General features: G+C 65.7%; 28 protein-coding genes. 19 read left to right on the top strand and 9 right to left on the bottom strand.

Features of this window, described 5'->3' with window-relative positions:
- The first annotated feature begins 134 nt into the window (after window positions 1–134).
- The 3 genes from MWU77_RS11070 to MWU77_RS11060 all read left to right on the top strand — a co-directional run bounded on the left by MWU77_RS11070 (window position 135) and on the right by MWU77_RS11060 (window position 2,667).
- Window positions 135–1,280: an acyltransferase gene (locus MWU77_RS11070; RefSeq protein ID WP_247273684.1), complete on the top strand. Its 1,146-nt coding sequence runs from the start codon at window positions 135–137 to the stop codon at window positions 1,278–1,280.
- Window positions 1,281–1,289: 9 nt separating this feature from the next.
- Window positions 1,290–1,958 carry a peptide-methionine (S)-S-oxide reductase MsrA gene (msrA, locus tag MWU77_RS11065; protein ID WP_247273683.1) on the top strand — a complete coding sequence of 223 codons (669 nt, stop codon included), beginning with the start codon at window positions 1,290–1,292 and terminating at the stop codon, window positions 1,956–1,958.
- A gap of 115 nt (window positions 1,959–2,073) precedes the next feature.
- Window positions 2,074–2,667 (top strand): hypothetical protein, encoded by a 594-nt coding sequence (locus tag MWU77_RS11060; RefSeq protein WP_247273682.1) that lies wholly within the window; start codon window positions 2,074–2,076, stop codon window positions 2,665–2,667.
- 1 nt (window position 2,668) lies between these two features.
- On the opposite strand, the gene MWU77_RS11055 is transcribed toward MWU77_RS11060, so the two are convergent.
- Window positions 2,669–3,601: an LLM class F420-dependent oxidoreductase gene (locus MWU77_RS11055; protein ID WP_169689209.1), complete on the bottom strand. Its 933-nt coding sequence runs from the start codon at window positions 3,599–3,601 to the stop codon at window positions 2,669–2,671.
- Window positions 3,602–3,791: 190 nt separating this feature from the next.
- Here MWU77_RS11055 and MWU77_RS11050 point away from each other — a divergent pair, with 190 nt between their 5' ends.
- The 4 genes from MWU77_RS11050 to MWU77_RS11035 are packed head-to-tail and all read left to right on the top strand — an operon-like array spanning window position 3,792 to window position 6,819.
- On the top strand, window positions 3,792–4,133 hold the full coding sequence (locus MWU77_RS11050; RefSeq protein WP_247273681.1) for a rhodanese-like domain-containing protein: 342 nt from the start codon (window positions 3,792–3,794) through the stop codon (window positions 4,131–4,133).
- A complete protein-coding gene (locus tag MWU77_RS11045; protein ID WP_247273680.1) occupies window positions 4,133–5,125 on the top strand; it encodes a DUF4328 domain-containing protein in 993 nt (330 codons plus the stop codon). The genes MWU77_RS11050 and MWU77_RS11045 overlap by 1 nt, the downstream gene beginning before the upstream one ends.
- Window positions 5,122–5,895 (top strand): glycerophosphodiester phosphodiesterase, encoded by a 774-nt coding sequence (locus MWU77_RS11040; RefSeq protein ID WP_169689211.1) that lies wholly within the window; start codon window positions 5,122–5,124, stop codon window positions 5,893–5,895. Before MWU77_RS11045 ends, MWU77_RS11040 begins: the two co-directional genes overlap by 4 nt.
- A gap of 9 nt (window positions 5,896–5,904) precedes the next feature.
- Window positions 5,905–6,819 (top strand): DUF5926 family protein, encoded by a 915-nt coding sequence (locus tag MWU77_RS11035; RefSeq protein WP_247273679.1) that lies wholly within the window; start codon window positions 5,905–5,907, stop codon window positions 6,817–6,819.
- Window positions 6,820–6,896: 77 nt separating this feature from the next.
- On the opposite strand, the gene MWU77_RS11030 is transcribed toward MWU77_RS11035, so the two are convergent.
- The 4 genes from MWU77_RS11030 to MWU77_RS11015 all read right to left on the bottom strand — a co-directional run bounded on the left by MWU77_RS11030 (window position 6,897) and on the right by MWU77_RS11015 (window position 10,621).
- Window positions 6,897–7,442 (bottom strand): ferritin, encoded by a 546-nt coding sequence (locus tag MWU77_RS11030; protein ID WP_374229875.1) that lies wholly within the window; start codon window positions 7,440–7,442, stop codon window positions 6,897–6,899.
- A 138-nt stretch (window positions 7,443–7,580) separates the two neighbouring features.
- Window positions 7,581–8,837, bottom strand: coding sequence for an LCP family protein (locus MWU77_RS11025; RefSeq protein WP_247274099.1), 1,257 nt, complete (start codon window positions 8,835–8,837; stop codon window positions 7,581–7,583).
- 166 nt (window positions 8,838–9,003) lie between these two features.
- Window positions 9,004–9,810, bottom strand: coding sequence for a CPBP family intramembrane glutamic endopeptidase (locus tag MWU77_RS11020; protein ID WP_169689214.1), 807 nt, complete (start codon window positions 9,808–9,810; stop codon window positions 9,004–9,006).
- Window positions 9,811–9,853: 43 nt separating this feature from the next.
- Window positions 9,854–10,621, bottom strand: coding sequence for a DUF2470 domain-containing protein (locus MWU77_RS11015; protein ID WP_247273678.1), 768 nt, complete (start codon window positions 10,619–10,621; stop codon window positions 9,854–9,856).
- A gap of 108 nt (window positions 10,622–10,729) precedes the next feature.
- Here MWU77_RS11015 and MWU77_RS11010 point away from each other — a divergent pair, with 108 nt between their 5' ends.
- The 3 genes from MWU77_RS11010 to MWU77_RS11000 are packed head-to-tail and all read left to right on the top strand — an operon-like array spanning window position 10,730 to window position 13,036.
- Window positions 10,730–11,407, top strand: coding sequence for a hypothetical protein (locus tag MWU77_RS11010; RefSeq protein ID WP_281499341.1), 678 nt, complete (start codon window positions 10,730–10,732; stop codon window positions 11,405–11,407).
- A 55-nt stretch (window positions 11,408–11,462) separates the two neighbouring features.
- Complete coding sequence (gene pheA, locus MWU77_RS11005) at window positions 11,463–12,377, top strand: prephenate dehydratase (RefSeq protein WP_247273676.1); 915 nt, start codon at window positions 11,463–11,465, stop codon at window positions 12,375–12,377.
- Window positions 12,374–13,036 (top strand): histidine phosphatase family protein, encoded by a 663-nt coding sequence (locus MWU77_RS11000; RefSeq protein ID WP_247273675.1) that lies wholly within the window; start codon window positions 12,374–12,376, stop codon window positions 13,034–13,036. The genes pheA and MWU77_RS11000 overlap by 4 nt, the downstream gene beginning before the upstream one ends.
- 11 nt (window positions 13,037–13,047) lie before the next feature.
- Here MWU77_RS11000 and MWU77_RS10995 read toward each other — a convergent pair whose 3' ends face one another.
- Window positions 13,048–13,641 (bottom strand): TetR family transcriptional regulator, encoded by a 594-nt coding sequence (locus MWU77_RS10995; protein WP_247273674.1) that lies wholly within the window; start codon window positions 13,639–13,641, stop codon window positions 13,048–13,050.
- Between the two features lie 137 nt (window positions 13,642–13,778).
- On the opposite strand from MWU77_RS10995, the gene MWU77_RS10990 reads away from it, so the two are divergent.
- The 3 genes from MWU77_RS10990 (at window position 13,779) to MWU77_RS10980 (ending at window position 16,222) form a co-directional block, all read left to right on the top strand.
- Window positions 13,779–14,021, top strand: coding sequence for a ferredoxin (locus MWU77_RS10990; protein ID WP_247273673.1), 243 nt, complete (start codon window positions 13,779–13,781; stop codon window positions 14,019–14,021).
- 4 nt (window positions 14,022–14,025) lie between these two features.
- Window positions 14,026–15,309, top strand: coding sequence for a cytochrome P450 (locus MWU77_RS10985; RefSeq protein ID WP_247273672.1), 1,284 nt, complete (start codon window positions 14,026–14,028; stop codon window positions 15,307–15,309).
- Window positions 15,310–15,382: 73 nt separating this feature from the next.
- Window positions 15,383–16,222, top strand: coding sequence for a mycofactocin-coupled SDR family oxidoreductase (locus MWU77_RS10980; RefSeq protein ID WP_169689220.1), 840 nt, complete (start codon window positions 15,383–15,385; stop codon window positions 16,220–16,222).
- Window positions 16,223–16,322: 100 nt separating this feature from the next.
- Here MWU77_RS10980 and MWU77_RS10975 read toward each other — a convergent pair whose 3' ends face one another.
- On the bottom strand, window positions 16,323–16,988 hold the full coding sequence (locus MWU77_RS10975; RefSeq protein WP_247273671.1) for a FadR/GntR family transcriptional regulator: 666 nt from the start codon (window positions 16,986–16,988) through the stop codon (window positions 16,323–16,325).
- 11 nt (window positions 16,989–16,999) lie between these two features.
- Here MWU77_RS10975 and MWU77_RS10970 point away from each other — a divergent pair, with 11 nt between their 5' ends.
- Both MWU77_RS10970 and MWU77_RS10965 read left to right on the top strand, forming a co-directional pair.
- Window positions 17,000–18,217 carry an MFS transporter gene (locus MWU77_RS10970; protein ID WP_247273670.1) on the top strand — a complete coding sequence of 406 codons (1,218 nt, stop codon included), beginning with the start codon at window positions 17,000–17,002 and terminating at the stop codon, window positions 18,215–18,217.
- Window positions 18,218–18,324: 107 nt separating this feature from the next.
- Window positions 18,325–18,966: a TetR/AcrR family transcriptional regulator gene (locus tag MWU77_RS10965; RefSeq protein WP_247273669.1), complete on the top strand. Its 642-nt coding sequence runs from the start codon at window positions 18,325–18,327 to the stop codon at window positions 18,964–18,966.
- A 27-nt stretch (window positions 18,967–18,993) separates the two neighbouring features.
- On the opposite strand, the gene MWU77_RS10960 is transcribed toward MWU77_RS10965, so the two are convergent.
- Both MWU77_RS10960 and MWU77_RS10955 read right to left on the bottom strand, forming a co-directional pair.
- Window positions 18,994–19,788 (bottom strand): enoyl-CoA hydratase, encoded by a 795-nt coding sequence (locus MWU77_RS10960; protein ID WP_247273668.1) that lies wholly within the window; start codon window positions 19,786–19,788, stop codon window positions 18,994–18,996.
- Between the two features lie 24 nt (window positions 19,789–19,812).
- Window positions 19,813–20,784 carry an NADPH:quinone oxidoreductase family protein gene (locus MWU77_RS10955; protein ID WP_247273667.1) on the bottom strand — a complete coding sequence of 324 codons (972 nt, stop codon included), beginning with the start codon at window positions 20,782–20,784 and terminating at the stop codon, window positions 19,813–19,815.
- Window positions 20,785–20,951: 167 nt separating this feature from the next.
- Here MWU77_RS10955 and MWU77_RS10950 point away from each other — a divergent pair, with 167 nt between their 5' ends.
- The 4 genes from MWU77_RS10950 (at window position 20,952) to MWU77_RS10935 (ending at window position 24,476) form a co-directional block, all read left to right on the top strand.
- Window positions 20,952–21,752 carry a crotonase/enoyl-CoA hydratase family protein gene (locus MWU77_RS10950; protein ID WP_169689226.1) on the top strand — a complete coding sequence of 267 codons (801 nt, stop codon included), beginning with the start codon at window positions 20,952–20,954 and terminating at the stop codon, window positions 21,750–21,752.
- An 82-nt stretch (window positions 21,753–21,834) separates the two neighbouring features.
- Window positions 21,835–23,028 (top strand): thiolase family protein, encoded by a 1,194-nt coding sequence (locus MWU77_RS10945; RefSeq protein WP_169689227.1) that lies wholly within the window; start codon window positions 21,835–21,837, stop codon window positions 23,026–23,028.
- 28 nt (window positions 23,029–23,056) lie between these two features.
- Window positions 23,057–23,818, top strand: a complete 762-nt coding sequence (locus tag MWU77_RS10940) for a 3-hydroxyacyl-CoA dehydrogenase (RefSeq protein WP_169689228.1) — start codon at window positions 23,057–23,059, stop codon at window positions 23,816–23,818.
- A gap of 34 nt (window positions 23,819–23,852) precedes the next feature.
- A complete protein-coding gene (locus MWU77_RS10935) occupies window positions 23,853–24,476 on the top strand; it encodes a TetR/AcrR family transcriptional regulator (RefSeq protein ID WP_247273666.1) in 624 nt (207 codons plus the stop codon).
- The last annotated feature ends 6 nt before the right edge of the window (window positions 24,477–24,482 follow it).

Genomic DNA, 24,482 nt, shown 5'->3' with positions numbered 1-24,482 from the left:
ACGTCGTGCCCTACCGGGGACGTGCGGGGAACGGTATGCGCAGAAAACGGAACGGAATCGCCCCTACCTGCACCGACTCTCCGGATCGCGTGTGCGATTGGGAGCGCTGGTGAACGGGACCTTAACATTGTGGGGTGTCACGGCCGCTCTTCGACGTTCCGGCACGCGGAGCCGAGGCACCACGTGTCCAGCTGCCCGGGCTCGACCTGCTGAGATTCCTCGCCGCGATCGCGGTCGTGTACTCGCACATCTGCTTCTACCTGATCGACGATCTGGGCACCGGCTGGTGGTTCATCGACGTCACCCACATCGTGTTGACTCAGGGCGTCGGTCTCAACATGCACCTGTCGTTCGTCGGTGTCTCGGCGTTCATGATGCTCACGGGGCTACTCATCACGCGGTCTGCGATCCGTCAGCCGCCAGGTCAGTTCCTCATCGCACGGGCGGCGCGGCTCGTCCCCGCCTTCTGGGTGTGCATCCTTGCGGCGATACTGCTGGTCCGTTTCGGCATCAACGGCATGTTCAGCGGCCACACCACCGTCACCGGCGGCGAGGCCGCCCTCAGCTTCTTCCTCGGTGCGTTCTTCCTGAAACCGCAGGTGGCGGTGCTCGGAGTCGCGTGGACGCTCGCGGTGCAGATCATGTTCTACCTGTTCTGCGTGAGCGGGCGATCGCTGCTGCGGACCAAGCCCATCGTCATGCCGCTGCTCGGGGCAGCGCTGTGCATGCTCGTGATCATCTACAACCTGTACGTCCCGGAGCCGTACACGGTGCCGTTCCTCTCGAAGATCGCCGCGACGCTGCCCACTGTGTTCCTGGGTCAGATCGCCTATCTTGCGTGGGCGCGGCTGATCTCCGTCCGCGGCTTGCTCGTGGCTCTGATCGCCCAGGTTCAGGTGATCGTTCTCGCCACCGACATGCAGGTGTACTGGGCAGGCAGCCACTATCTGTGGACCATCTGCGTGGTATTCGCGGTCGTGGTCCTGCTGTCCCGGTACGACGGCAGGCTCGGTCGTCTGCGCGTCGTGCACTGGGTCTCGACCCGCAGCTACGCGATCTACCTCGTGCACACGCTCGTCATGTACCGGATCTACGAGAACACCGTCGGATTCGTCGGTATGACAGGTGCCGTGATCTGCCTGATCATCGGTGTCGCGCTGGTTTCCGAGCTGGTATATCGCGGCGTCGAAGTGCCTGCGGCGCGGTGGATCGGCAGCAGGTGGCTTCACTCGAAGCGGCCCGCTGCCGCGGAAAAGGTCGCAGCGCGGACACACGCGTAGCATCGGGTCATGTCCTGGTTCGACGACATCCTCGCCCATGCAGGCTCGAAGTCCCAGATGGTCGCAGCCGAAGCATCGCTGCCCGGACGGTCGGAGCCGATGCCGGTTCCCGAGACGCATCACGTCAACGGTCACCGCATCGTGCCGCCCTTCCCCGAAGGCCTCGCCACCGCCGTGGTGGGTATGGGGTGCTTCTGGGGAGCCGAGAAGGAATTCTGGCAGCTCGACGGCGTGTATTCGACCGCTGTGGGATACGCAGGCGGCTACACCCCCAACCCCACGTACGAGGAAGTGTGTTCCGGTCGCACCGGGCACACCGAGGTCGTGCTGGTCGTCTTCGATCCCGAGGTGATCGACTTCGAGGGGATTCTGAAGCAGTTCTGGGAGAACCACGATCCCACCCAGGGCATGCGACAGGGCAACGACCACGGAACCCAGTACCGATCGGCCGTCTACACGTTCGACGAATCGCAGATCGAGGTCGCCGAGGCGACCGCAGAGTCGTTCGCGACGCGCCTCGCGGAAGCGGGATTCGGCAAGATCACCACGGAAATCGCTCCGCTCACCCAGTTCTACTACGCCGAGGATTACCACCAGCAGTACCTCGCGAAGAACCCCAACGGGTACTGCCCGGTTCACGCGACGGGTGTGAGCTGCCCGGTCGGTCTCGGGGCATAGTAGCGCTGTGCGCAACCGCACAATGTGAGATGGATTGGGATACCTTGAATTTCGCCCGGTCGGCGAGCACTCTGGAGTGTAAGAGTGTCGACCGGGGGAAGGATCGGGGTACCGAATGACGTCCACAGGGGGATATCTACGGCGCACCCGCCGGAGTCTGCGTGGGCGTAGTCCCCTCGTCCGCCGCACCGACCGCTTCGAAGCCCGTGTCTTCTCATTGCTTGTCGCCGCGATGCTCATCATGGTCCCCGTCGCCGGGATCGTCATCGCGAACGTCCAGAACACTCAGGTCGCGACGGCTCAGCAGCAACTCGCCGAACGCACCATGGTCACCGCCACGCTCGACGCCGACCCCGTGATAGCCAACGCGGGCTGGGGAGAGTTCTCCTACGTCGCACCCTCGACCGCCCCCGCCACCTGGGAGTTCCGCGGCGTCTCGCACCACGGCGACGTACAGATCACCGGTTCCGAGGGTGCAGGCGACGAAGTGCAGGTGTGGGTGGATCGCGCAGGAGCGGTGACGCTGCAACCGATGAGCGTGTCCGCCGCCGAGTTCTCCTCGGTACTTGCCGGTGTCGCGGTGTACATGGTCGCGCTGGTGACCGCATGCGGTCTGTTCGCACTCGCGCATTGGGGCATCGAGCGTGCCCGCAGCCGCGAGTGGAGCCGGGAAATCGAAGCGTTCCTCGGCTCCACCAGCAGCCACTGATCTAGAGCGCTGCTACCGCAGGCATGACCTCCTGCGCGACGAGTTCGAGGTGGTCGAGGTCGGCCAGATCGAGCACTTGCAGGTAGATCCGCTGTGTCCCGATATCTGCGTAAGTGCGGATCTTCTCCACTATTTCCTCCGGGGTCCCCGCCAGCCCGTTCTCACGAAGCTCGTCGACCTCGCGGCCGATGCGCGCGGCACGGCGGGCGATTTCTGCTTCGTCCCTCCCGCAGCACAACACGAGCGCGTTCGACAGTGTCAGCTCGGCGGGATCGCGTCCCGCGTCGCGGCACGCCTGGCGCACGCGCTCGAAAAGGGTCGCCGAGCCTTCCACCGAATTGAACGGAACATTGAATTCGCTCGCATAGCGCGCGGCCAACGCCGGCGTCCGCTTCTTCCCCGCGCCACCGATCACCACGGGGATCTTTTGCTGATGCGGCTTCGGGAGGGCCGGTGAATCCACGATCCGGGTGTGCGCGCCGTCGTACGAGAATTTCTCGCCGACCGGGGTCTCCCACAGGCCGGTGGTGATGGCGAGGGCGTCCTCCAGACGGTCGAATCGCTCTTTGATCGGCGGGAAGGGAATGCCGTACGCGGAATGCTCCTCCTCGAACCAGCCGGCGCCGAGCCCGAACTCGACGCGGCCGGAACTCATCGCGTCGACCTGAGCGACCGAGACTGCCAGTGGGCCGGGGTGGCGGAAGGTCGCCGAGGTCACGAGGGTGCCGAGCCGGATCGTCGACGTGTCGCGGGCGAGTCCGGCAAGCGTGATCCAGGCGTCGGTGGGGCCGGGAAGGCCCTCGGTGTTCATCGCCAGGTAGTGGTCGGATCGGAAGAATGCGCCGTAGCCGAGCCGCTCGGCAGTCTGAGCGACTGCGAGCAGATCCTCGTAGGTTGCTCCCTGCTGTGGTTCCGTGAAAATCCGTAATTCCATTACTCGATTGTTCCAGGAGTCCACGTACCGGGAATTGTGAGCGGTCTCGAGCGATGAATTCGACGGTTGGGTAACCCTGGGGATGAACCTGTGGAAACTGTGGATAACTCCTGCGCGTGGGCATTGTGGAAACTCATTACGGTATGCCGCGCGGCTGCATCGCATATCGGCGCGTGCCACTATTGGAATCGTGAGTTCTTCCGATGTGCCCACCGTGTCGGTGGACGAGGTTCCCGAACCGGGCCCCGACTCGGTGCTCCTCGACGTACGAGAGGACGACGAGTGGGCGCTCGGGCATGCGCCCGGCGCACTGCACATAGCGCTGGCCGATGTTCCCGCCCGCCTCGAGGAGATCGATATCGACGCCGAGGTCTACGTGGTGTGTCGCCAAGGGGGCCGCTCGCTCGGCGCCGTCGAATATCTCAACCGGATCGGATACGACGCCTTCCAGGTGGCAGGTGGAATGGTCGCGTGGCAGAAGTCGAACCGGCCTCTGACAGGTGACGGCGACGACCCGGCGAAGATCTATTGATGGCCGCCTATCAGATCTGTGTTCGCTGCGAGAGCCGCTGGCCCGTGTCCTACCAGGCGCGCCAGTGGTGTCCCTCGTGTCGCGGTCTGCTGCTCTCACCCGTCGATACCCACGTTGCGGTTCCTCCGAACCGACGAAACTTCCGGTGGGTCGTCCGGTCGCCGCAGAGCAGCTCCGCCGAACGGACTGCCCCCCGCGCCGCACAGCCCACGGCGACACCCGCTTACGACGAGATTCCGCGGTGGGGACTACTCGACCGGCCACGACCGCACGCTGAGGAGCCGACCCGAGCCGAGACGCTCGCCGGCCTGGCACCCACCCTGCTGGTGGGCACGGCAGTGGTATTCGGGCTTGCGGCGGTTGCCGAGCTGGCGCGATACGTGTTGCTGCTGGTAAATCGCACGCGGCTGATCGAGCCCATCGTCCTGGCGTTGTCGGACTCGGCCGTGTGGGCGACCCAGATCGTCGGTCCACTCGTCGCACTCGCTGCCGCGGTCGCGTCGGGTCTACGCCTGATCGAGGTTCGCCGCCGAGTGTTCGCAGAGCACGACACCTCGGATCCCCGGTCGCCGGGTTCGTTGTTGTTCGGTGTTGTGGTGCCCGGCGTCAACCTCGCGCTCCCCGGCGTCTTCCTCACCGAGATCGCCTACGATAGGCCGCGGCTCCTGCGTGCCGTCCGGATCTGGTGGGTGCTGATCGTGTCGAACGCGGTGCTGTTCGTATTCGTGCTGTTCTGGCGTCAGCGCGACTCGCTGCAGGCCAGGGCCGACGCGGTCCTGTTGACCGCCGTCGTCGCCGGCCTCGCCGCGGTGGTCGCATTGGCGACGCTGTACGTGCTCCGCTTGTGTGACGGAGCCGACCTGCAGGGCAGGCCACTGCAACAGCGCAGGTTCACCACGGCGACCGGGCCGGTATACGCGCCGATCGCCGAGATCGTGCCGGCCTCGGCCGTTCGGGACGACGAGCCCCGGATTCCGGCGGTGACGCCGTGACCGAGTTCGCGGTGCCGCGTGTCGTTGCCCACCGGGGTTCGTCCGCAGCCAAAGCAGAACACACCTTGGCTGCCTACGAACTCGCGCTCGAAGAAGGCGCCGACGGGCTCGAATGCGATGTGCGGCTGACCCGAGACGGACATCTCGTGTGCGTCCACGACCGCACGATCGACCGGACCTCCACGGGCACCGGTGTCGTGAGCGAAATGACGCTCGCGGAGTTGTCCGAATTCGACTACGGCCGGTCGGGGGAACCCGCGGGCCTGCTCACGTTGGCTCAACTCATCGAACTGATGATGGACTTCACGAGCGTGCCGGTGAAGTTGTTCGTCGAGACCAAGCATCCCGTGCGGTACGGCGCGCTCGTGGAGGCGAAGCTGCTCGCCGAACTGTCGCGGTTCGGGCTGGCGACACCACCGTCAGCGGATTTCTCCCGGGTTGTGGTGATGTCGTTCGCCGCGAGCGCTGTCTGGCGGATCCGTAGACAGGCGCCGTTGCTGCCCACAGTCCTGCTCGGAGAGACGTCCCGTTACCTCGGCGGCAGTGCCGCCACAACGGTCGGTGCCACCGCGATCGGTCCGTCCGTTGCGACATTGCGTGAACACCGCGACCTCGTCGACAGGGCTGCTCTCGCAGGTCGGGCCACCTACTGCTGGACGGTCGACGAACCCGAAGACGTGGAGTTGTGCCGCACCCTCGGGGTCGGCTGGGTGGCCACCAATCACCCCGGACGCACCAAGGCTCAACTCGACGCGGTGCCCGGCGTGTAGTTTTGCGCCGTGGCGAAGAAGAGCAAGAGAAACAGCGGACCCAAGCCCGGCAGCAATCGCGCCGCCAAGCTCGAGCAGCGCAGGCTCGAACGGGAAGCAGCGTCCGGCGCGTCGTCCCGACCGTTCGAGGGCCTCGCGCTCGAACTCGACCTCGTGGCGTTGCGGGAGTTCGTGCCGTCTGCACTCGTCGACCTTCCGGTCGCGGGTGGCGGCCGCCGAGTGATCGGTGCAACCATCCTCCCCGGCGGTGTCGCGGCACTTGCGCGTGAAGAGGGCGACGAGGTCGTCGGGTACGTCGGACTGCAGTTGGCGACGTTCGGCCCCGATCCGGCCGGTGAACTCGGTGCGGCACTGGAGTGGGCCCTCACCGCTGAGCCCGGGACGTCATTGAAGGTGGCAGAGCCGACAGCGGACTCGGCGCGCCTGCAGGATCTGCTCGCCGCCGACGAGCTTCCGTCGATCACTGTGCACCAGGATTTCCAGTGGTGGATCCCTGAAGGTGTCGAGGCCGCTCCCGATGTCGCGCAGACGCTGCAGCAGGCGAACGCTGCTGTGATGCCGTCGGCACGTCTCGACGGTGAGGGTCTCGTCGCTGCGTGGTGGGTGGATACCGGAGAGAAGGCACACCTGCGCTGGATTCGGCCCGAGGACGAAGACACGCTGATGACGGCTCTGTCGCGTGTGCATGCTGCCGGTGGTCTGCATCTCGGTGAGGGTTCGCGGTTCGCGGGTTCGTTCCGCACGCACGGCCTGCTGGTGCCCGTGTTCGATCTCGATCGTGAGAAGCATCCCGACGAATGGGTCGCGGCGACGCTCGAGCTCGATACGCGCCTCGCTGCGGCGCTGGGCGACGAGTCGCCGCTGACCGTCGCCGAGCGGGGCTCACGCGACGGCCTGCGAAGCCGCCAGGTCACGCTGCGCTGACCCAGAATGGCCGAATGTCACCTTCATACAGTCGGACTGAACGAAGGTGACATTCGGTTTGTCGGCAGCGGGGCTGGCTAGATGCTGCCGCCTGCGGCGAGCGGAGCGTTACCGTTCCGCCCTGCGGTCTTCGAGTTGAGCTCGCGAGCGACGAAGTCCTCGAGGTTGAACAGATTCTCGCCTGCACGATCGGCGACGGTCAGCAGCGTGGTGACGGTTGCGACCTCCTCGACCTGCTCTTGCAGGAACCACTGCATGAACTGCTCGCCGAGGTAGTCGCCCTCGTCGCGGGCGGTGCGAGCGAGTTCGACGATCTGTTCGGTGACGGCCTTCTCCTGCTCGAGCGCCAGCGCGATGGGCTCACGGGCACTCTCGAACATCGATTGGCAGGCATCGACGCCGGTGAGGTCGACGGCGATGTCGCGATCGAGGAAGTACTGGACGATCATCATGGCGTGGTTGCGTTCTTCGACCGCCTGCGCGTAGAAGTGCTTCGCGAGCTGCGGGAGATCCGCGTTGTCGTAGAAGATCGCGATCGCGATGTACTGATGCGATGCGTTGAACTCGTTGCGAATCTGGTCGTGCAGAAGCGACTGGAATTTGGTCGTACGAGATTCGCCCATTGTTGTCATGACTGCGACGTTAATGCAGGTCAGGGATATTTTCATCCAAGCATTGGCTAGACTGATTTCTCCGAGTATTGGCTAACCTGGGCCCTTTCAGGATTGGCTAACCCAAGATCATCTCGGGATGAACGGCGGTCAGGGCGCGGGTGCGAGCAGATCCGCGGGGATCTGCTCGTCCTGCTCGAGCGCGCCGAAGAACTCGATGGCGCGCTCCCGATCCCACAGCAGGACGTTGCCGACCCCGTAGACATCCTCGAAGCCACCGACGGGCACTGTCGCAGTGACCGTCTCGCCGCGCATCGCCCACGCGAGCCGGCCGAGATCCCACAGGTGGTCGCCGTCGTCGACGCGCACCGACGCTGCCGCACCCGAGACCAGCGGCCACAATCGGAACGGGTTGAGAAAGGTGGAGGGGCCGGTCGCCTTGCTCAGCAAGGCCGACATGAACAGCCGCTGGTTGTTCATCCGATCGAGATCGGCGAGCGGTGTGGCGCGGGTGCGCACGAAACCGAGCGACTGCGCGCCGTTCAGTTCCTGACAGCCCGCTTCGAGTTGCAGACCCGCCAGCGGATCGTCGATCGGATACGGGACACAGATGTCGACGCCGCCGACCGCATCGACGATCGACGCGAACCCACTGAATCCGATCTCGGTGTAGTGGTCGATGTGGATTCCGGTTGCTCCCTCGACCGTCTGGACGAGCAACTGCGGCCCACCGAGCGCGAACGAGGCGTTCAGTTTGTCCTGTCCGAATCCGGGGACGGACACGTACGAGTCGCGGGGGAGGCTCACCATCGTGGTGGCGCCACCTCCGCTGGGGACGTGGACGAGCATGATCGTGTCGGTGCGATCGGGGCCGACATCGCCGCCGGTCGCGAGTTCCTGTTCCTGCTCGGGGGTGAGCCCGATGCGGCTGTCGGAGCCCACCAACAGGAAATTGGTTCCGGGGGTATCGCCGATACGGCCCTCGTAGTCGGCGAGCGCATCGATGCGGTCGAGTTTGCCGTCGAAGTAGACGACACCCGCGACCGCCGCGATGAGCAGGACGGCGAGCAGCGCGCCTACGCGGCGCAGGGTCCGCCGGACACCACCTGGTCGTCTGCGTCGCGGTTCGGGCTCGGCGACCGGCGGGCGCCGCCGGCGCGGAGGCGCAGGAGGCGGTGGGGGCGGTGCTGTCGCTGCACGTCGCTTGTCGACGAACGGTTCGGGTTGCTGCCGCCGCTGATGTTGTTGTTGCGGCCGATGCTGCTGCGGCGGCGGAGGCTGCCGTCGGGGCGGCGGTTGTTGCCGTGGAGGTGGCTGCCTTCGCGGGGGTGGCGGCGCGGCGCGGCGCTCGGACCCGGGTGCCTGCGACCAGGCCCGCGGCGGCGCGGGCGGGTTACGCCGGATCACCTGATTGCCTTCCGGAGGAGGAGGCGTGGCGTGCGGCGGGGCGGGGCGGCGCATCGGTGGTTGCCGACGCGGCGGCGGCCCCTGGGGTGGGCGCGGCCGGTTCCGAGGGTCGGGGTGGTCGCCGTTCACCCGGACAACTGTACGTTCACGGCAGTCGGTCGCATGTTCAAGACAACCATGAGACGTGCTCCCGCAGTGCTTGGTACCCGATGAACGCGACGCAGTCGATCAGCGCGTGGGCGATCACGAGGGGCCACAGTTTCGAGGTGCGTTGCCAGTACCGGCCGAACACCAGGCCCATGATGACGTTGCCGAAGCCGCCACCGAGTCCCTGGTAGAGGTGGTAGCTGCCGCGGAGCAGGGCCGAGGCCAGTAGCGAGCCGTTCTCCGACCATCCGAGCTGCCGTAGACGCGTGATCAGATACGCGACGACCAGTATTTCTTCGGCGCCCGAGTTGGCGATGGCCCACAACACTTCTGTGGGCAGGCGCCACCAGTAGTCGGCGAGGATGCTCGGCGCCACGTTGAGGTTGAGTCCGGCGGCACGTGCCCCGAGGTACAGCGCGAGGCCGGGCAGCCCGATGAGTGCGGCGAGCCCGGCGCCTGGAAGCCAGTCGCGGCGCAGTAGTGGACGCGCGAAGCCGATGATCTTCGGGCCGTGGCCGCTGCGCCACAGGAGATAGAGGCCGAGTGCGGCCCATGCGAGCAGGCGGACGATGCCGAGGAGTTGTCTGGCGAGGTCGATGAACTGCTGTGACGACCGCGGGGCATTCAGCGCGACTGTCTGATCGGATAGCGGCTCCGGTGCAAGGGCGGCTTCCAGTAGCGACAGGATCGACGACAGGCCGCTGAGCCCGAAGGTGACGAGCAGGACGATCGCGATTTCGATCCACAAGGCCCGACGTTCGGCAGCATCGAGCGGTGTGCCGGGATTCTGCCGGGGTGGATTGAGCCAGGCGCGGATCGTCGTCACGGGAGCGATTGTGCCCGAACGTGCTGCGGGGCCGATTCTGCGCTCAGTGAGTAGCGCGCATTCCGTTCATGAACGGGCATCCGACGAGCATGCGCAGTGCCTTGCTCAGTCCGCTCGGCTCGTCGACGGGTTCCGGGAAGGGGATGCGAACGTCGTGGTCACCGTTGCCCGATTCGATGCGCAGGCGCAGGCCGTAGCGGTCGAGGCCGAGGGGCCGGATTCGGCCGGTGCGCGCCGACGGCGGGATTCTCCTGGCGATCCGGGCGAGGATGTCCGCGTGATCCTGTTCGAGGTGTTCGAGCCACGCCGTCTCGTAGGTGGCGAAGGGGTCGGGGGCGGCGTCGAACACGTCGGGAAGGTCGACGGATTCGGCTCCGGTGGTGTCTGCGGCAACCACGGATGTGAGTCGGAGCACCAGTAGTTCGGAGTTGTGGCCGACGTCGAGGAGTTCGGGGTGCGGAAGGATCTCCGCGACGTCGGCCGCGATCTGTCGCGGCTCGTCGACGGGGAACAGGTTCCCGCTGAGCCAGATCAGCGACCGGACGGGGTTGCGCAGATTGAGGGGCGAGTGGTCGGTGAGCTCGAGCATCGCGGGTAGGCCTGCGGCTCCGGACTGCCAGGCGAGTGCGACCGCGGTGGTCTCGGCCGGTACGACGATCGCGATGTTTCCGTCGTCCTGTAGGAAGTGGACGGTCGTCGGGATCGGGTCGCAACCGTCGATCGCAAGGTAGGTGGTGTCTGCGCGGATGAGAGCGGTGCGCACGCGTTCCGCGGTGGTCGGCGCCGGAATGTCGGTCGTTTTGGTCTGCATGCGGGCCCTCCTTCTTAAGTAGGTGAGGCAAACCTAAGTCATTGTGACGGTGGTCGCAAGGGTTACCGCGTTAGCCTGAACAACGTGTCGATCCCACTGCCCCTCGGAATGCCGCCGTCGCGCGAAGAACCCCGTGGTCTGCTCGACGCGCTGCTCTCGCGTCGCTACGAGACGCTGGAGGCTGCCCTCGCTGTCTCGGGGCCGGAACTGGCGGCACCGATCGTTCCCGCGAGTGAAGTCGCGGAGTTGCCCGATCGCGGTGTGATCGTCGAATTGGATGCCTCGGGTGAAGCCCCGTCACCTGCAGGCCGGCGACCCGTTCGCTACCAGCTCGACTGCACCCTCGACGACCTCGACGACGTGCTCGCATTCACCGCTCCCGCGCCGCTGGCGGTCTACGTGCAGGTAGACGACCCGGCCCTTGCCGACTCGAGCCTGGCCGACACGGCTCGCGCACTCACCGAGGCCGGGCACATCCCCGGGTTGCCGACCGGCCGTGCACCGGGCGCCGTTGCCGATTTCCTCGCCGTGCTCGCACATGCCGACACCGGATTCGTCGCCCGTGCGGAATCAGCATCCGACGTGCTTGCACTGCTTTCCGGTACGGCGGCAGCGCTCAGTGGATTCGACATCCGCGGTGCCCTGACCGCGCCCGACGCCGACCGCCTCGGTCGCTTGATCCCCGAGGCCGCCGAAGCATTGCGGGAGATCCTGCTCGCTGTGGAAGTCGACGACCTCGACGCGGTGCTGGGTGGACTACGGACGGCGGGTCTCTCCCCACGCTGACAGGGTTCATTTCGATGACGCATCCCGGCAAGCGGCGGTGCGTAATCTGTAAGCCGTGCCCCGTATCGCGTATTTCGGACCGACCGGAACCTTCACCGAAATGGCCCTCGCCCGTTTCGAGGACTTCGGCGTCTTCGACGAGCCCGTCGAGCGTGTACCCGCGGCCAGCCCTCCGGCCGCACTGCAGTTGCTGCGCGACGGCGAGGTCGATGCTGCAGTGGTTCCCATCGAGAGTTCCGTCGAGGGGTCGGTACCGCCGACGATGGATGCGCTCTCGATCGGGCCCCGCTTGCAGATCGTGGCGGAAACCGAGCTCGACATCGCCTTCACTGTCGTGGTGCGCTCGGGGACGACCCTCGACACGATCGAGACCATCGGCGCCTACCCGGTGGCGGCGGCCCAGGTTCGGCAGTGGGTCAGCGACACGTTGCCGAACGCCACGGTCGTGGCCGCATCCTCCAACGCGGGCGCGGCCGAGGATGTGGCGGCGGGCAAGGTCGACGCGGGAGTATCGACGGCGCTCGCCGGTCAGCGGCTGGGTCTCGAGGTCTTCGCGGATGGCGTCGCGGACTTCGCAGGAGCCCGAACACGTTTCGTCCTCGTCACCCGTCCGGCACCGGTGCCGAAGCGCACCGGCCGCGACCGCACGTCGGTGATCCTGCAACTTCCCCACGAGCCGGGGTCACTGGTCCGTGCGATGACGGAATTCGCGACGCGCGGCATCGACCTGACCCGTATCGAGTCGCGGCCGACGCGAAAGGAATACGGCACCTACTTCTTCCACTTGGACTGTGTGGGACACATCGACGACGCACTCGTCGCAGAAGCGCTCAAGGCGCTCCACCGTTTCGCCCAGGTGCGGTTCCTCGGTTCATGGGCGGCGGTGTCCGAGCCGGGTGTCGCACCGGTGTCGGACGAGGAGGACGCACAGTGGCTGGAACGATTGCGACGCGGAGAGGAAATCAGTTGAACGGGAAATTGATCCTGGCCCGGCACGGCCAGACGGTGGCGAACGTCGAGAAGCGCCTCGACACGAAACTCCCCGGGGCGGAGTTGACCGAGCTCGGAATCACGCAGGCGAAGACGCTCGGCAAGAACCTCGTCGAACGCGCGCCGACGCTGCTCGTGTCGTCCCAGGCCATTCGCGCAAAGCAGACAGCCCTGCATGCGCAGGATCCGGTGGGGCTTCGAGCGTCTGCGCGTGACGGGCTGCACGAGGTGCAGGTCGGCGAACTCGAGGACCGCGACGACGAAGAGTCGCATGCGATGTTCGTGAAGGTCTACCAGTCGTGGCACGACGGCGACCTACGTGCCCGGGTCCCCGGCGGCGAGAGTGCATTCGACGTCCTCGACCGATTCGTGCCGGTGCTCGACGAGCTGCGCGCAGACTACCTGGAGGCAGGATCGGGCGACATCGTCGTGGTCAGCCACGGCGCTGCCATCCGCCTCGTCGCGTCGTACCTCGGGAAGGTGCCCGGCGGTTTCGCAAGCGGAAACCACCTGGCCAACACCGACACCGTCGAACTGGAGCCGGTACCCGGTGGTGGATGGGAGTGCGTGCGGTGGGCATCGGTCCACGCGCCGTTCCACGACACTGCCCGCGCCGGAGCCGACGACCCTATGGGCTGACGGGGGCATGCTCATTCGTCTCGGAGTGAGGCCTGATAGCCGGTCGTGAGCCAGAAGACCGTGCGATCGATCGTGGGCACGATCTCGGTGATGTCGACGTAGCCCGCGTTGCAACGCCCCACGAGGCCGTAGACGACGCTGGAGAGGATCGATTCGAGCTCCGCGACGAACTCGGGATCCACATCCGACAGCACTGCCATGCCGATGGGTACGACGGGGTCGAAGCCGCGCACAGCGAGGCTCTCGCCGCCCGGCGCGGCCCGGACGCGAAAATATGCGAAGAGCATCTCGGGATGCTGTTCCCACGGCTCGAAGATTGCGCGGATCACTCGCATCATCGCCGGGTGTAGTGGTTCGCCGGGGTCGCGGCTCTGTGTGGCCAGCTCGGTGTAGTTCGACTTCATCCAGTGTTCGATCGCGGCAAGGATCAGTTCTTCGCGCGTGGCATACCGCTTGTAGATGGTGGTCAACGAGATCCGTGCCCGCCGTGCCACCTCGCGCAGTTGCACCGCGTCGTAGCCGTCGTTCTCGAGAAGCTCGACGACCGTCGCGAGCAGCCGTTCTCCGGTCCGGTCCGGTTCGCCAGTGATCTCTGCGTTCTCCATGTTTGTGAATTTCCTTGCCCTATGGGGATAACGGGGTTATCGTCTCGTCAGTAACGTTGTTACTCAGCCTACCTCCGGCGCGACGTGCACGCGTCTGTCACGCCACCCGGATCCGCACTCACCATGGGGAGCGCCCTATGACGGGAACGCCCGAGTACCTCCACATCGATCGTGAGATGTGCGAGGCGCATGCGTTGTGTGTCGAGATAGCACCCGAGATCTTCGATCTCGCGGACGACGACATCGCAACCTGCGACGAACATCCACCGGCAGCGCTGTGGGCCAAAGCGCGTTCGGCAGTCAGTGCATGCCCGCGCCAGGCCATCAGCATCTCCGAGGACGTGCCCGCCGCGTCACCTCGTTCACCGAAAGGCCAGTGATCCGATGACCGATCTCGCCTCTGCCGACTACTTCTCCGATGGAGAACTCGCGCAGAATCCGTTCGAATACTTCGACCATCTCCGAAGCATGAATCCTGTATTTCGCGAACCGAACTACGGGGTAGTGGTTGTCACCGGCTATCAGGAGGTGGTCGAAGGATTCAAGAACTCCGACGCTCTCTCTGCAGTCAATGCGATCGGTGGACCGTTCCCTCCGTTGCCGTTCGAACCCGAAGGCGACGACATCACCGACCAGATCGAGGCGCATCGTCACCTGTTTCCGATCTCTGAACACATGGTGGTGATGGACCCACCCGATCACACACGGGCGCGATCCCTGCTGGGCCGACTCCTCACACCGAAACGCCTCGTCGAGAACGAGGAGTATCTTTGGACGCTGGCGGATCAGCAGTTCGACGAGTTCATCGACAACGGGAGCTGCGAGTTCCTCGGCGAGTACGCCAAACCGTTTGCAACGCTGGCGATCACGGACCTGCTCGGTGTCCCTGAAGGTGACCGCGAAGACTTCCGTCGCGCGCTGGGCGCCGGAGAACGTCCCGGAACCCGCGTCGGATCGCTCGATCACGAGCCGGTGGGTATCAACCCGCTGGAGTATCTCGACGAGAGATTCACCGGCTATCTTGCCGACCGGCGTCGTGAGCCCCGCGGCGACATTCTCAGCGGTCTTGCTACGGCAACGTATCCGGACGGATCAACACCGGAGCTCATCGAGGTGGTACGACCCGCCACCTTCCTGTTCGCTGCCGGCCAGGAAACGGTGACGAAGCTCCTCAGCTCGGCGCTGCGGGTGCTGTGCGAACGGCCGGAGTACCAGCAGATGCTTCGCGAGGATCGCAGTCTGATCAAGCCGTTCATGGAGGAGTCGCTCCGATTCGACAGCCCGACCAAGATCGACTTCCGTCTCGTGCGTAAGACCACGACGATCGGTGACGTCGACGTCCCGGCGGGGACGATCGTCATGCTGAGTCTGGCAGGTGCCAACCGTGATCCGCGAAAGTTCGAAAACCCCAATGAATTTCGACTCGATCGTAAAAACTCACATGAGCACATCGCGTTCGGGCGTGGACTGCACACGTGCGCGGGTGCACCGCTCGCCCGAATGGAGGGCCGGGTCACTCTGGACCGGCTTCTCGACAGGATGAGCGACGTCAGGATCAGCGAGGGGCGACATGGATCGACGGACGAACGGACATTCGTCTACGAGCCCACTTTCCTCCTGCGGGGTCTCGTCGACCTGCACATCGAATTCGAGAAGGCCCTGAAATAGCCCGAACGGACAGGGAAAGTTCGAAAAATACTGCATCGAGCGGTCGTTCGATGCACGACGCGAGAGGTGAATCATGGCAGGCAGGGTTGAAGGCAAGGTCGCACTCATCACGGGTGCAGCGCGCGGTCAGGGGCGTAGTCACGCGGTGAGGCTCGCGCAGGAAGGCGCAGACATCATCGCACTCGACATCTGCGGTCCGGTCAGAGAGGATGCGCAGATCGCCCCGGCATCGCCGGAAGATATGGCCGAAACAGTCGAGCTGGTCAAGGGTTTCAACCGTCGCATCGTGACGGTCGAAACCGACGTCCGCGACTTCGACGCGGTGAAGACCGCGGTGGACACCGGCGTCGAGCAACTGGGCCGACTCGACATCGTCGTTGCCAACGCCGGAATCGGGACCGGTGGTGCACCGCTGCACGAGACCGACGAGTTCGACTGGCAGGAAATGCAGGACATCAATCTGTCGGGAGTGTGGAAGTCGGTGAAAGCCGGTGTGCCGCACATGATAGAAGGAGGCAGAGGTGGCTCGATCATCCTGACGAGTTCGGTCGGGGGATTGAAGGCCCACCCCAATATGGGGCCGTATATTGCTGCGAAGCACGGCGTCGTCGGCTTGATGCGCTCGTTCGCGGTCGAGCTGGGACAGCACTTCATCCGGGTCAACACCGTTCATCCCACGAACGTGAACACACCGATGTTCATGAACGAGGGTGCGATGAAGATGTTCCGTCCCGATCTCGAGAACCCGGGCCCGGAGGACATGAAGGTGGTGGCCCAGCTGATGCACGTGCTTCCGATCGGCTGGGTGGAACCCGAGGACATCAGCAATGCCGTGCTGTTCTTGGCATCCGACGAATCGCGTTACGTCACAGGACTCACCTTGTCGGTCGATGCGGGAAGTGCGCTCAAGTAATCCTGCGGACAGTGGTCGAACTTTATCTCGGAATTCTCACGCGGCAGAGGATCTCGCTGTGAAGTAGCGCGAACCAGCCGTATGCCGCGCCGGTCCACCCTCATTCCATCACTTCGGCGAAGAGCGCTCGCGCAGCTGCCGTTGCGGCGGCCTCGTCGCCCCCGATCACAGCGGTCACCAGGGCGGTGTGCTCGTAGTGGAATCCTCGTCCGGTCGTGTGGATGTGTCGGTCGACGGTCTGCCGGATCGACGGCAGCAGTGAATCGTAGAACTCGAGGTACACGGCGTTGTGACTGGCTTCGACGATGGCCCGGTGGAGTGCGATGTCTGCTTCGACCGCTGCATCGGTATCGGATTCGGCGAAGCGGTTGTTGCGTTCGTCCAGGAGCTTCTCGAGGCGCGCGACATCGTCGGAGGTACGTCGGCGCGCTGCGAGGACAGCCGCGGTGACGTCGAGTGTCTGTCGCAGTTCCTGCACGTCACGCTCGTGTGCGGTCGCGAAGTACTTGCCGAGGGTGCCGCCGATGTCGGAGGTCGCGACGACATAAGTTCCCGAACCTTGACGGCGTTCGAGGAGGCCTGTGTGCACGAGGGCCTGCACGGCTTCGCGGACCGTGTTGCGACTGGTTCCGGTGAGTGCCGACAGTTCCGGCTCGGTGGGAATGCGATCTCCGACGGCCCAGCGTCCGGCGCAGATCTCCGCGCGGAGTTGCTCGGTGACCTGCGAGATCAGGCTCGTGCGCCGAACGGGTTGCCCTAAAGTCATCCGGTCATCCTATGATTTCTGGCGTGAATGTTCTACGCGGCCGCCTCCTTGTCTTTTGTGCGATCGCGATGTCCGCACTCGTGCTCCGACTCGCCGTCACCTCCTTCAGTCCGCTCGCATCGCAGATTCGGGAGGAGATCGGCTTTTCGTCGACCGTCGTGGGTGTATTCGGCATGGTGCCGACCGCCATGTTCGCGTTCTTCGGGATCTGTACTCCCTTCCTGGCCCGACGGTGGGGTCTCGAACAGACAGCGCTGATCGCGATGCTCATGGCCGGTATCGGAATGGCGACCCGGGCGTTCGTGGACGACACCTGGTCGCTGCTCGCTCTCTCGGCCCTGGCCCTCGGTGGGATGGGCATCGGCAACGTCGTCATCCCGCCGCTCGTGAAGCGGTACTTCTCCCACCGTCTGGCATTCGTGAGTTCGGTGTACATCGTCGGAGTCCAGATCGGCACCATTGCACCGGCTTTCGTTGCGGTGCCGCTTGCAGATGCATTCGGGTGGCGCGTGTCGATCGGAATCTGGGCGGTCGCCGGTTTCGCCGCGGCGCTGCCGTGGATCGCAATTCTGGCTCGCCGGCGCGGGGCCGCTGCGGAGGAACACCACGGAGCTGCACCGCAGGTACAGGGCAAGGTCTGGCGTTCGCCGGTGGGATGGGGCATGGCCGGGATGTTCGGCATGACCTCGCTGGTCACCTACTCGATGTTCACGTGGATCCCGGACATCCTCACCGACGCGGGCGCCACTCCCGCGTTCGGCGGCGCGATGGTGGGTCTTTTCTCGTTCATGGGCTTGGTGTCCGCTTTCGGCGCCCCGTCGCTGTGCGCGCGGATGCGGAACCCGTTCCCCGTGGTGCTTGCGTCCGCGTCGTGCTTCTTCATTGCGTTTCTCGGGCTGTGGCTGGCCCCGATGAGCGTGCCGATTCTGTGGATCGTGTTGCTCGGCCTGGGGCCCAGCACCTTCCCCATGGCGTTGACCTTGATCAACCTGCGGACCCGCAGCCACATCGGATCTTCCGTCCTGTCGGGATTCACACAGGGCGTGGGCTATGCCGTCGCGTGCCTCGGCCCGTTCCTGTTCGGGGTGCTCCACGACGCCACATCGGGATGGGGTGCGTCCTTCGCCCTGCTCGGCGTGGCCGTCGTGGTGCTGGTGACCGGGGGCTACCAGGCCTGCAAGCCGCGTGCGCTCGAAGACACCTGGCATCCGGTGGAGTCACGTGTGTGACGCGGGGATGCCGCGTGAGGCCACTGACGGCTGTGCATGTTCGCATGTCGGCACAGGTATCCTCGAGCCGTCCGGGTATATAGCGATCGATAGGTTGGATGCGTTTCATGGGGAGTTCGACCGACGACACAGTTACCGCGGAAGAGACGGTCGCGCCCGACTGGCGCACCCTCGAGCCGATGGAGCTCACCCCGATCCTGTCGGCGAGCCTCGATGCGTTCTACGAAACCGGCTTCCACGGCACGTCGGTGCGTGAGATCGCGCGACGCGTCGGCGTCACGGTGCCCGCGTTGTACTACCACCACGAGAACAAAGAGGGCCTGCTCATCGCGCTGCTCGAGCTGTCCACGAGCGACGTGCTCTCACGCTCGCACGCGGCCGACGCCGAGGGCGGCACCGACCCGGTTCAGCGTCTGTCGAACGTCATCGAAGCCATCGTGCTGCGCATGACGATGCGCGCACGGCTCGCGGCGATCGAAGGTGAGGCCCGCTACCTGAGCCCCGACAACCGCCAGCGTTACCGCGCGGTCCGCAAGGGCATCGAGGAGATCGTGCGGCGGATCGTCGAAGAGGGAACCGAGTCGGGATCGTTCGACGTCGAGGATGCCGCCGAGACCACCCGCGCTCTGCTGGGAATGTGTCAGTCGATTCCCCGCTGGTACCACGCCGAGGGCACGCTGAGCCCGCCGGAGGTCGCGAAGAAATATGTGAAGATCGCTCTGAAGATGGTCGGGGCCCCGCGCGCCTGACGAGGCCCCGACGATCCGTTCGTCCGATCAGAGATCGCGGAAGTTCGCCGGCCGCTTCTCCTGGAATGCGGTGACCCCCTCGGCGAACCCCGGCCCGGCCAGTAACGTCATCTGGCCCTCGAACTCGCGGCCGAAGGCGTTCTCGAGTTCGGTGAGGGTCGCGTCATTGATCGCGTGTTTGGTGGATGCCAGGGCGTCCGTGGGTCCGTCCGCGAGCCGCCTTGCGAGTTCCTCGACCTTGCTGTGGAATTCGTCATCGGCGTAGGTGTCCGCGATCAACCCTGCGGCGACAGCCTCGGGAGCCGGGAGCCGTTCGGCGAGCATCGCCATCTTCAACGCGCGGGCGCGTCCGACCGACGCGGCAACCAGTGCGGTGGCGCCGCCGTCGGGCATCAGGCCGATTTTGGTGAACGCCAGCAGGAAGTACGTCGACTCCTTCGCGACGGTGAGGTCGCACGAAAGTGCCAGCGACACACCGACACCCGCTGCTGCCCCGTTGACGGCACCGATGACGGGGCGGGGGAACGCTCGGAGCAGGCCCGCCACCCGGTTGGCGGCGTCGATGGTGTCGGTGGTCGGCGGTGCCGAGAGGTCGCGGCCGGCGATGTCGGCGCCCGAGCAGAAAGCCCGGCCGGTACCGGTGAGGACAGCTGCGCGAACCGAGTCGTCGGTCGCGTACTTCTCGAAGGCGTCGCCGATCGTGTTGAGGGTCTCGGCCTTCACGGCGTTCATGCGCTCGGGGCGGTTGAGCGTCACGCGCAGGATGCCGTCGGTGACATCGACGGCGACCTCGGGCAGATCGGTGGACGGGTTGTCGGTCATGGGGAAATCCTTCGGATATCGATATCAGGGGTGGAGTGAGAGTGCGACTTTTCCTGTCGCCGAACGGTTCGCGAGTGAGTGCAGTGCGCCCGCTGCCTGGGTCAGGGGATAGACGGTGGGCTCGGGAACCTGCAACTCTCCGGAGCTCAGCAGGGGGCCGAGCGTCTTCCACTGCTGTGCAGGGTAGTCGGGCAGCTGGCGGATGTGTTCACCCCATCCGGCGCCGACCACCGAGATGTTCTTCAAGAGAAGGCGATTGACCTTCACCGTGGGAATCTTGCCGGCGGTGAAGCCGAGGACCACGGCGCGTCCGCCCGGAGCGAGGCTGCGAAGGCTGTCGGTGAACCGGTCGCCGCCCACGGGGTCGAGCACGATGTCGACACCGCGGCCGTCGGTGAGTTCGAGTGCCTTGTCCTTGAATCCGTCGACGGCGATGGTGTGGGTCGCCCGGTTCGCCCTTGCTACCGCCGCCTTCTCGTCGGTGCTGACCACCGCGATGGTTTCTAGGCCGAGTGCCGCGGCGACCTGGAGGGCGGCGACACCGAGGCCACCTGCGGCGCCGTGGACGAGCACGGTCTCGCCGGAGCGGTACCGTGCGCGTTCTTCGAGAGCGAAGTGGGCCGTCAGGTAGTTCAGGGGCATTCCGGCCGCCGCCGTGAGCGACACGTCGTCGGGAAGGGGGAACACGGAGCGGGGGTGGACGGCAACCGTCTGCTGCCACGACCCGGTGTTCACGAGGACCGCTACGCGCTGGCCGGCGCTGAACCCGCTGCCTTCGGGCGCGGAGCGGACGACTCCGGCGCCTTCGGATCCGAGGACGCAGGGGAGTGGGCGTACCACCTGGTAGCCCGCGCTGGTCTGGAGGAGATCGGGGAACGAGACACCGGCCGCGTGCAGGTCGACGACGACGTCGTCGGGGCCGGGTGTGGGTTCCGGTATGTCGACGGTGTGCACACCGTCGGGTCCGGTGTTCTCGGTCAGATGTGCAGCATGCATGGGTCTCCCGCCGTGGTCGCCGAGTCGATGTTCGCGCTCACGGCCAATCATTACCAGACGAAACTGATCGGGCGCTAGATAAAGCCGGCCCATTGCCCGAGCGCTCGTTCCGTGGTACTCCTTTAGCGATCGATAAGTAACAGATTCTGGGATCCGAAGGGGCACGCATGGCCGACGACACGACCACGACGGACGCTGCAGCGCTGTACGAAGTGCGCGGTGGGGTCGCAATCATCACCCTGAACCGGCCGAAGGCACTCAACGCCGTCAACGGCGCGCTGTCGACCGCCGTCGGCACATACCTCGAGCAGGCCGAGAGCGACGCCGACGTCCGCGTCATCGTGATCACCGGCTCCGGCCGAGCCTTCTGCGCGGGTGCCGACCTGAAGGCCATCGCATCGGGCGAGGACACCTCGGCTGCCGGACACCCGGAGTGGGGCTTCGCCGGATACGCGCAGCACTGGATCAGCAAGCCCACGATCGCGGCTGTCAACGGATTCGCGCTCGGCGGCGGAACCGAACTCGTTCTCGCCAGCGACCTCGCGGTGGTCGACGAAGAAGCCAAGCTCGGACTGCCCGAGGTCAAGCGCGGCCTGTTCGCCGCAGCGGGCGGCGTGATCCGGCTGCAGCAGCAGATCCCTCGTAAGCTCGCTCTCGAGCTCGCCCTCACCGGAGAGCCCATCTCGGCCGCACAAGGCAAGGAGTACGGCCTCGTCAACCGGGTCGCTCCGGCAGGTACTGCCCTCGACGTCGCCCTCGGGATCGCCGAAACCATCGCCGCCAACGCGCCGTTGTCGGTGCGCGAATCGAAGTCCATGATCTACCGCACCGCGAACCTTCCCGACTGGGAGGACGCGGCGTGGAACGCCAACGTCGAAGCACTGAAGATTGTCTTCAGCAGCGAGGACGCCATCGAAGGCCCCACCGCGTTCGCGCAGAAGCGCCAGCCCGTGTGGAAGGGCCGCTGACCGGAGAGCCCGGCCCGGTGTCGCGGCGACCGCTCCTGCGACACCGGGTCGCACCAAACCCCGCGAAGATTCAGGAGTCACCATGACCAACGCAGTCATCGTCGATGTTGTCCGCACCGCGGTCGGCAAAGGCAAGCCCGGAGGCGCACTTTCGGGTACACATCCCGTCGAACTGCTCGCGCACGTGCTGCGCTCGCTCGTCGAGCGCAACGGCATCGATCCCGCTCAGGTCGACGATGTCATCGGCGGGTGTGTCAACCAGGCCTCGGAGCAATCGCTCAACATCTCTCGCACCGCCCTTCTCGCGGCAGGCTTCCCCGAATCCGTGCCTGCCACCACGATCGACCGTCAGTGCGGTTCGAGCCAGCAGGCAGCCCACTTCGCGGCGCAGGGCGTCATCGCCGGTGCGTACGACATGGTCATCGCGTGCGGCGTCGAATCCATGAGCCGCGTCCCGATGGGCACCTCGTCGATGGGCAAGGACACCCACGGTCCGAGCATCCGCACGCGTTACCCGGACGGCCTGGTCAACCAGGGCATCTCCGCCGAGCTGATCTCGGCGAAGTGGAAGTTCGACCGCGACGCGCTCGACGCGTTCTCCGCGCAGTCGCACCAGCGTGCCGCTGCCGCCATTGCCGCCGGGCACTTCGACAAGGAGATCGTCCCGATCGAGGTCACCAATGCGGCGGGCGAGCAGGTGCAGCACACGGTCGACGAGACCGTGCGCGCCGCAACGACCGCGGAAGGACTGGCCGGTCTGAAGCCGTCGTTCTACACCGAGGAGTACGCCGCACGCTTCCCCGAAGCGCAGTGGATCATCACCCCCGGAAACTCGTCGCCGCTCACCGACGGCGCCTCGGCCGCGCTGATCATGAGCGAGGAACTCGCGAACAAGCTGGGCCTCACCCCACGTGCCCGTTTCCACTCGTTCTCCGTCGCCGGTGACGACCCGGTCTTCATGCTCACCGCGCCGATTCCGGCCACGAAGAAGGTCCTCGCCAAGTCCGGCCTGAACATCGACGACATCGACGCCTACGAGGTCAACGAGGCCTTCGCGCCCGTGCCGCTTGCGTGGGCGCACGAGTTCGGCGCCGACCCGGCCAAACTCAACCCGTGGGGCGGCGCGATCTCGCTCGGCCATGCGCTCGGCTCGTCGGGCACCCGCCTGCTGAGCACCCTCGTCAACCACCTCGAAGCCACGGGTGGTCGTTACGGACTCCAGACGATGTGTGAGGGCGCGGGCATGGCCAACGCCACCATCATCGAACGTATCTGAACTGCAACAACTCTCGAAAGGATTCTCAATGATCGTCAACGACAGCGTTGCCGTCGTCACCGGAGGCGCTTCGGGCCTCGGTCTTGCCACCACCAAGGCGCTGATCGACGACGGAGCCACCGTCGTCATCATCGACCTCCCCTCTTCCAACGGTGAGGCCGTCGCCAAGGAACTCGGCGACCGTGCGCGCTTCGCGCCGGCCGACGTCACCGACGAGGCAGCAGTCGTCGCGGCTCTCGATCTCGCCGAGTCGCTCGGACCGCTGCGTGTCGCGGTGAACTGCGCAGGCATCGGCAACGCGGTCAAGACCGTCAGCAAGAAGGGCGCGTTTCCGCTCGACGGCTTCAAGAAGGTCATCGATGTGAACCTGATCGGCACGTTCAACGTGATCCGATTGGCCGCCGAGCGCATCTCGAAGACCGAACCGGTCGACGGCGAGCGCGGCGTCATCATCAACACCGCTTCGGTCGCAGCCTTCGACGGCCAGATCGGGCAGGCCGCCTACTCCGCATCCAAGGGCGGCGTCGTCGGTATGACCCTGCCGATCGCACGCGACCTCGCGTCGCTGCTCATCCGCGTCGTGACCATCGCTCCGGGCCTGTTCAAGACCCCGTTGCTCGGCTCGCTCCCGGAAGAGGCCCAGGCTTCGCTCGGCCAGCAGGTTCCTCACCCCGCGCGTCTGGGTGACCCCGCCGAGTACGGCGCTCTGGCCGCACACATCGTCTCGAACCCGATGCTCAACGGCGAGGTCATCCGCCTCGACGGCGCTATCCGCATGGCACCGCGCTAGGCACGCAGCACACACGAGTGAGAGGAGGGGGTCGATGACCGCGCAGCCCGAGACCGGGTTCACCGATTGGCGGGTCTTCGAGCCGTTGCGGTACGACCCCATCCTCGAACACGCGCTGGAAGCTTTCAGCGAGAACGGCTTCCACGGGACAACCGTGCGCGACCTGGCCCGCCGGGTCGGTGTGACGGTGCCCGCGTTGTACTACCACCACGAGAACAAGGAAGCCGTTCTCGTCACCCTGCTCGACGCTGCCGTCCTCGACCTCATCGACCGTGTCCTGGCCGCGGTCGCGGACGGCGGCGCGGACCCGGCCGCCCGGTTCGCCAATGCCGTCGAGGCGATCGTTCTGAACATGACTTACCGGGCGAAGCGTTCCGGTCTCGATTCCGAGCTGCGGCACGTCTCCTTCGAGAACCGCCGCACCTATGCCGCTACGCGCAAACGACTCGAACTCATCATGCTCGACCTCGTCCGTGACGGTACCGAGGCGAGAGTATTCGACGTCGACGATGCGGAGGAGACCGTGCGGGCCATGCTCGGCATGCTCCAGTCCATCGCCCGCTGGTACCAGATCGACGGCCCACTCACCCCGGCGCAGGTCGCGGACCGCTACATCGTGATCGCACTACGCATCGTGGGCTACCACACCACTATCTGAACGTCT

This window comes from Rhodococcus sp. F64268 (genome assembly GCF_023015605.1).
GTDB lineage: Bacteria > Actinomycetota > Actinomycetes > Mycobacteriales > Mycobacteriaceae > Rhodococcus.
The sequence above is the reverse complement of the archived record's forward strand: the minus strand, read 5'-3'. Positions and strand labels throughout refer to the sequence as shown.

Excerpts from the sequence above, each read along its gene's own strand:
- MWU77_RS11015 (WP_247273678.1), bottom strand. The coding sequence starts at position 10,621 with ATGCAGACCAAAACGACCGACATTCCGGCGCCGACCACCGCGGAACGC.
- MWU77_RS11060 (WP_247273682.1), top strand. The coding sequence starts at position 2,074 with ATGACGTCCACAGGGGGATATCTACGGCGCACCCGCCGGAGTCTGCGT.
- MWU77_RS10980 (WP_169689220.1), top strand. The coding sequence starts at position 15,383 with ATGGCAGGCAGGGTTGAAGGCAAGGTCGCACTCATCACGGGTGCAGCG.
- MWU77_RS10990 (WP_247273673.1), top strand. The coding sequence starts at position 13,779 with ATGACGGGAACGCCCGAGTACCTCCACATCGATCGTGAGATGTGCGAG.
- MWU77_RS10950 (WP_169689226.1), top strand. The coding sequence starts at position 20,952 with ATGGCCGACGACACGACCACGACGGACGCTGCAGCGCTGTACGAAGTG.
- MWU77_RS10985 (WP_247273672.1), top strand. The coding sequence starts at position 14,026 with ATGACCGATCTCGCCTCTGCCGACTACTTCTCCGATGGAGAACTCGCG.
- MWU77_RS10960 (WP_247273668.1), bottom strand. The coding sequence starts at position 19,788 with ATGACCGACAACCCGTCCACCGATCTGCCCGAGGTCGCCGTCGATGTC.
- MWU77_RS11055 (WP_169689209.1), bottom strand. The coding sequence starts at position 3,601 with ATGGAATTACGGATTTTCACGGAACCACAGCAGGGAGCAACCTACGAG.
- MWU77_RS10975 (WP_247273671.1), bottom strand. The coding sequence starts at position 16,988 with ATGACTTTAGGGCAACCCGTTCGGCGCACGAGCCTGATCTCGCAGGTC.
- MWU77_RS10995 (WP_247273674.1), bottom strand. The coding sequence starts at position 13,641 with ATGGAGAACGCAGAGATCACTGGCGAACCGGACCGGACCGGAGAACGG.
- MWU77_RS10965 (WP_247273669.1), top strand. The coding sequence starts at position 18,325 with ATGGGGAGTTCGACCGACGACACAGTTACCGCGGAAGAGACGGTCGCG.
- MWU77_RS10945 (WP_169689227.1), top strand. The coding sequence starts at position 21,835 with ATGACCAACGCAGTCATCGTCGATGTTGTCCGCACCGCGGTCGGCAAA.
- msrA (WP_247273683.1), top strand. The coding sequence starts at position 1,290 with ATGTCCTGGTTCGACGACATCCTCGCCCATGCAGGCTCGAAGTCCCAG.
- MWU77_RS10970 (WP_247273670.1), top strand. The coding sequence starts at position 17,000 with ATGATTTCTGGCGTGAATGTTCTACGCGGCCGCCTCCTTGTCTTTTGT.
- MWU77_RS11010 (WP_281499341.1), top strand. The coding sequence starts at position 10,730 with ATGCCGCCGTCGCGCGAAGAACCCCGTGGTCTGCTCGACGCGCTGCTC.
- MWU77_RS11030 (WP_374229875.1), bottom strand. The coding sequence starts at position 7,442 with ATGGGCGAATCTCGTACGACCAAATTCCAGTCGCTTCTGCACGACCAG.
- MWU77_RS11045 (WP_247273680.1), top strand. The coding sequence starts at position 4,133 with ATGGCCGCCTATCAGATCTGTGTTCGCTGCGAGAGCCGCTGGCCCGTG.
- MWU77_RS10955 (WP_247273667.1), bottom strand. The coding sequence starts at position 20,784 with ATGCATGCTGCACATCTGACCGAGAACACCGGACCCGACGGTGTGCAC.
- MWU77_RS10940 (WP_169689228.1), top strand. The coding sequence starts at position 23,057 with ATGATCGTCAACGACAGCGTTGCCGTCGTCACCGGAGGCGCTTCGGGC.
- MWU77_RS10935 (WP_247273666.1), top strand. The coding sequence starts at position 23,853 with ATGACCGCGCAGCCCGAGACCGGGTTCACCGATTGGCGGGTCTTCGAG.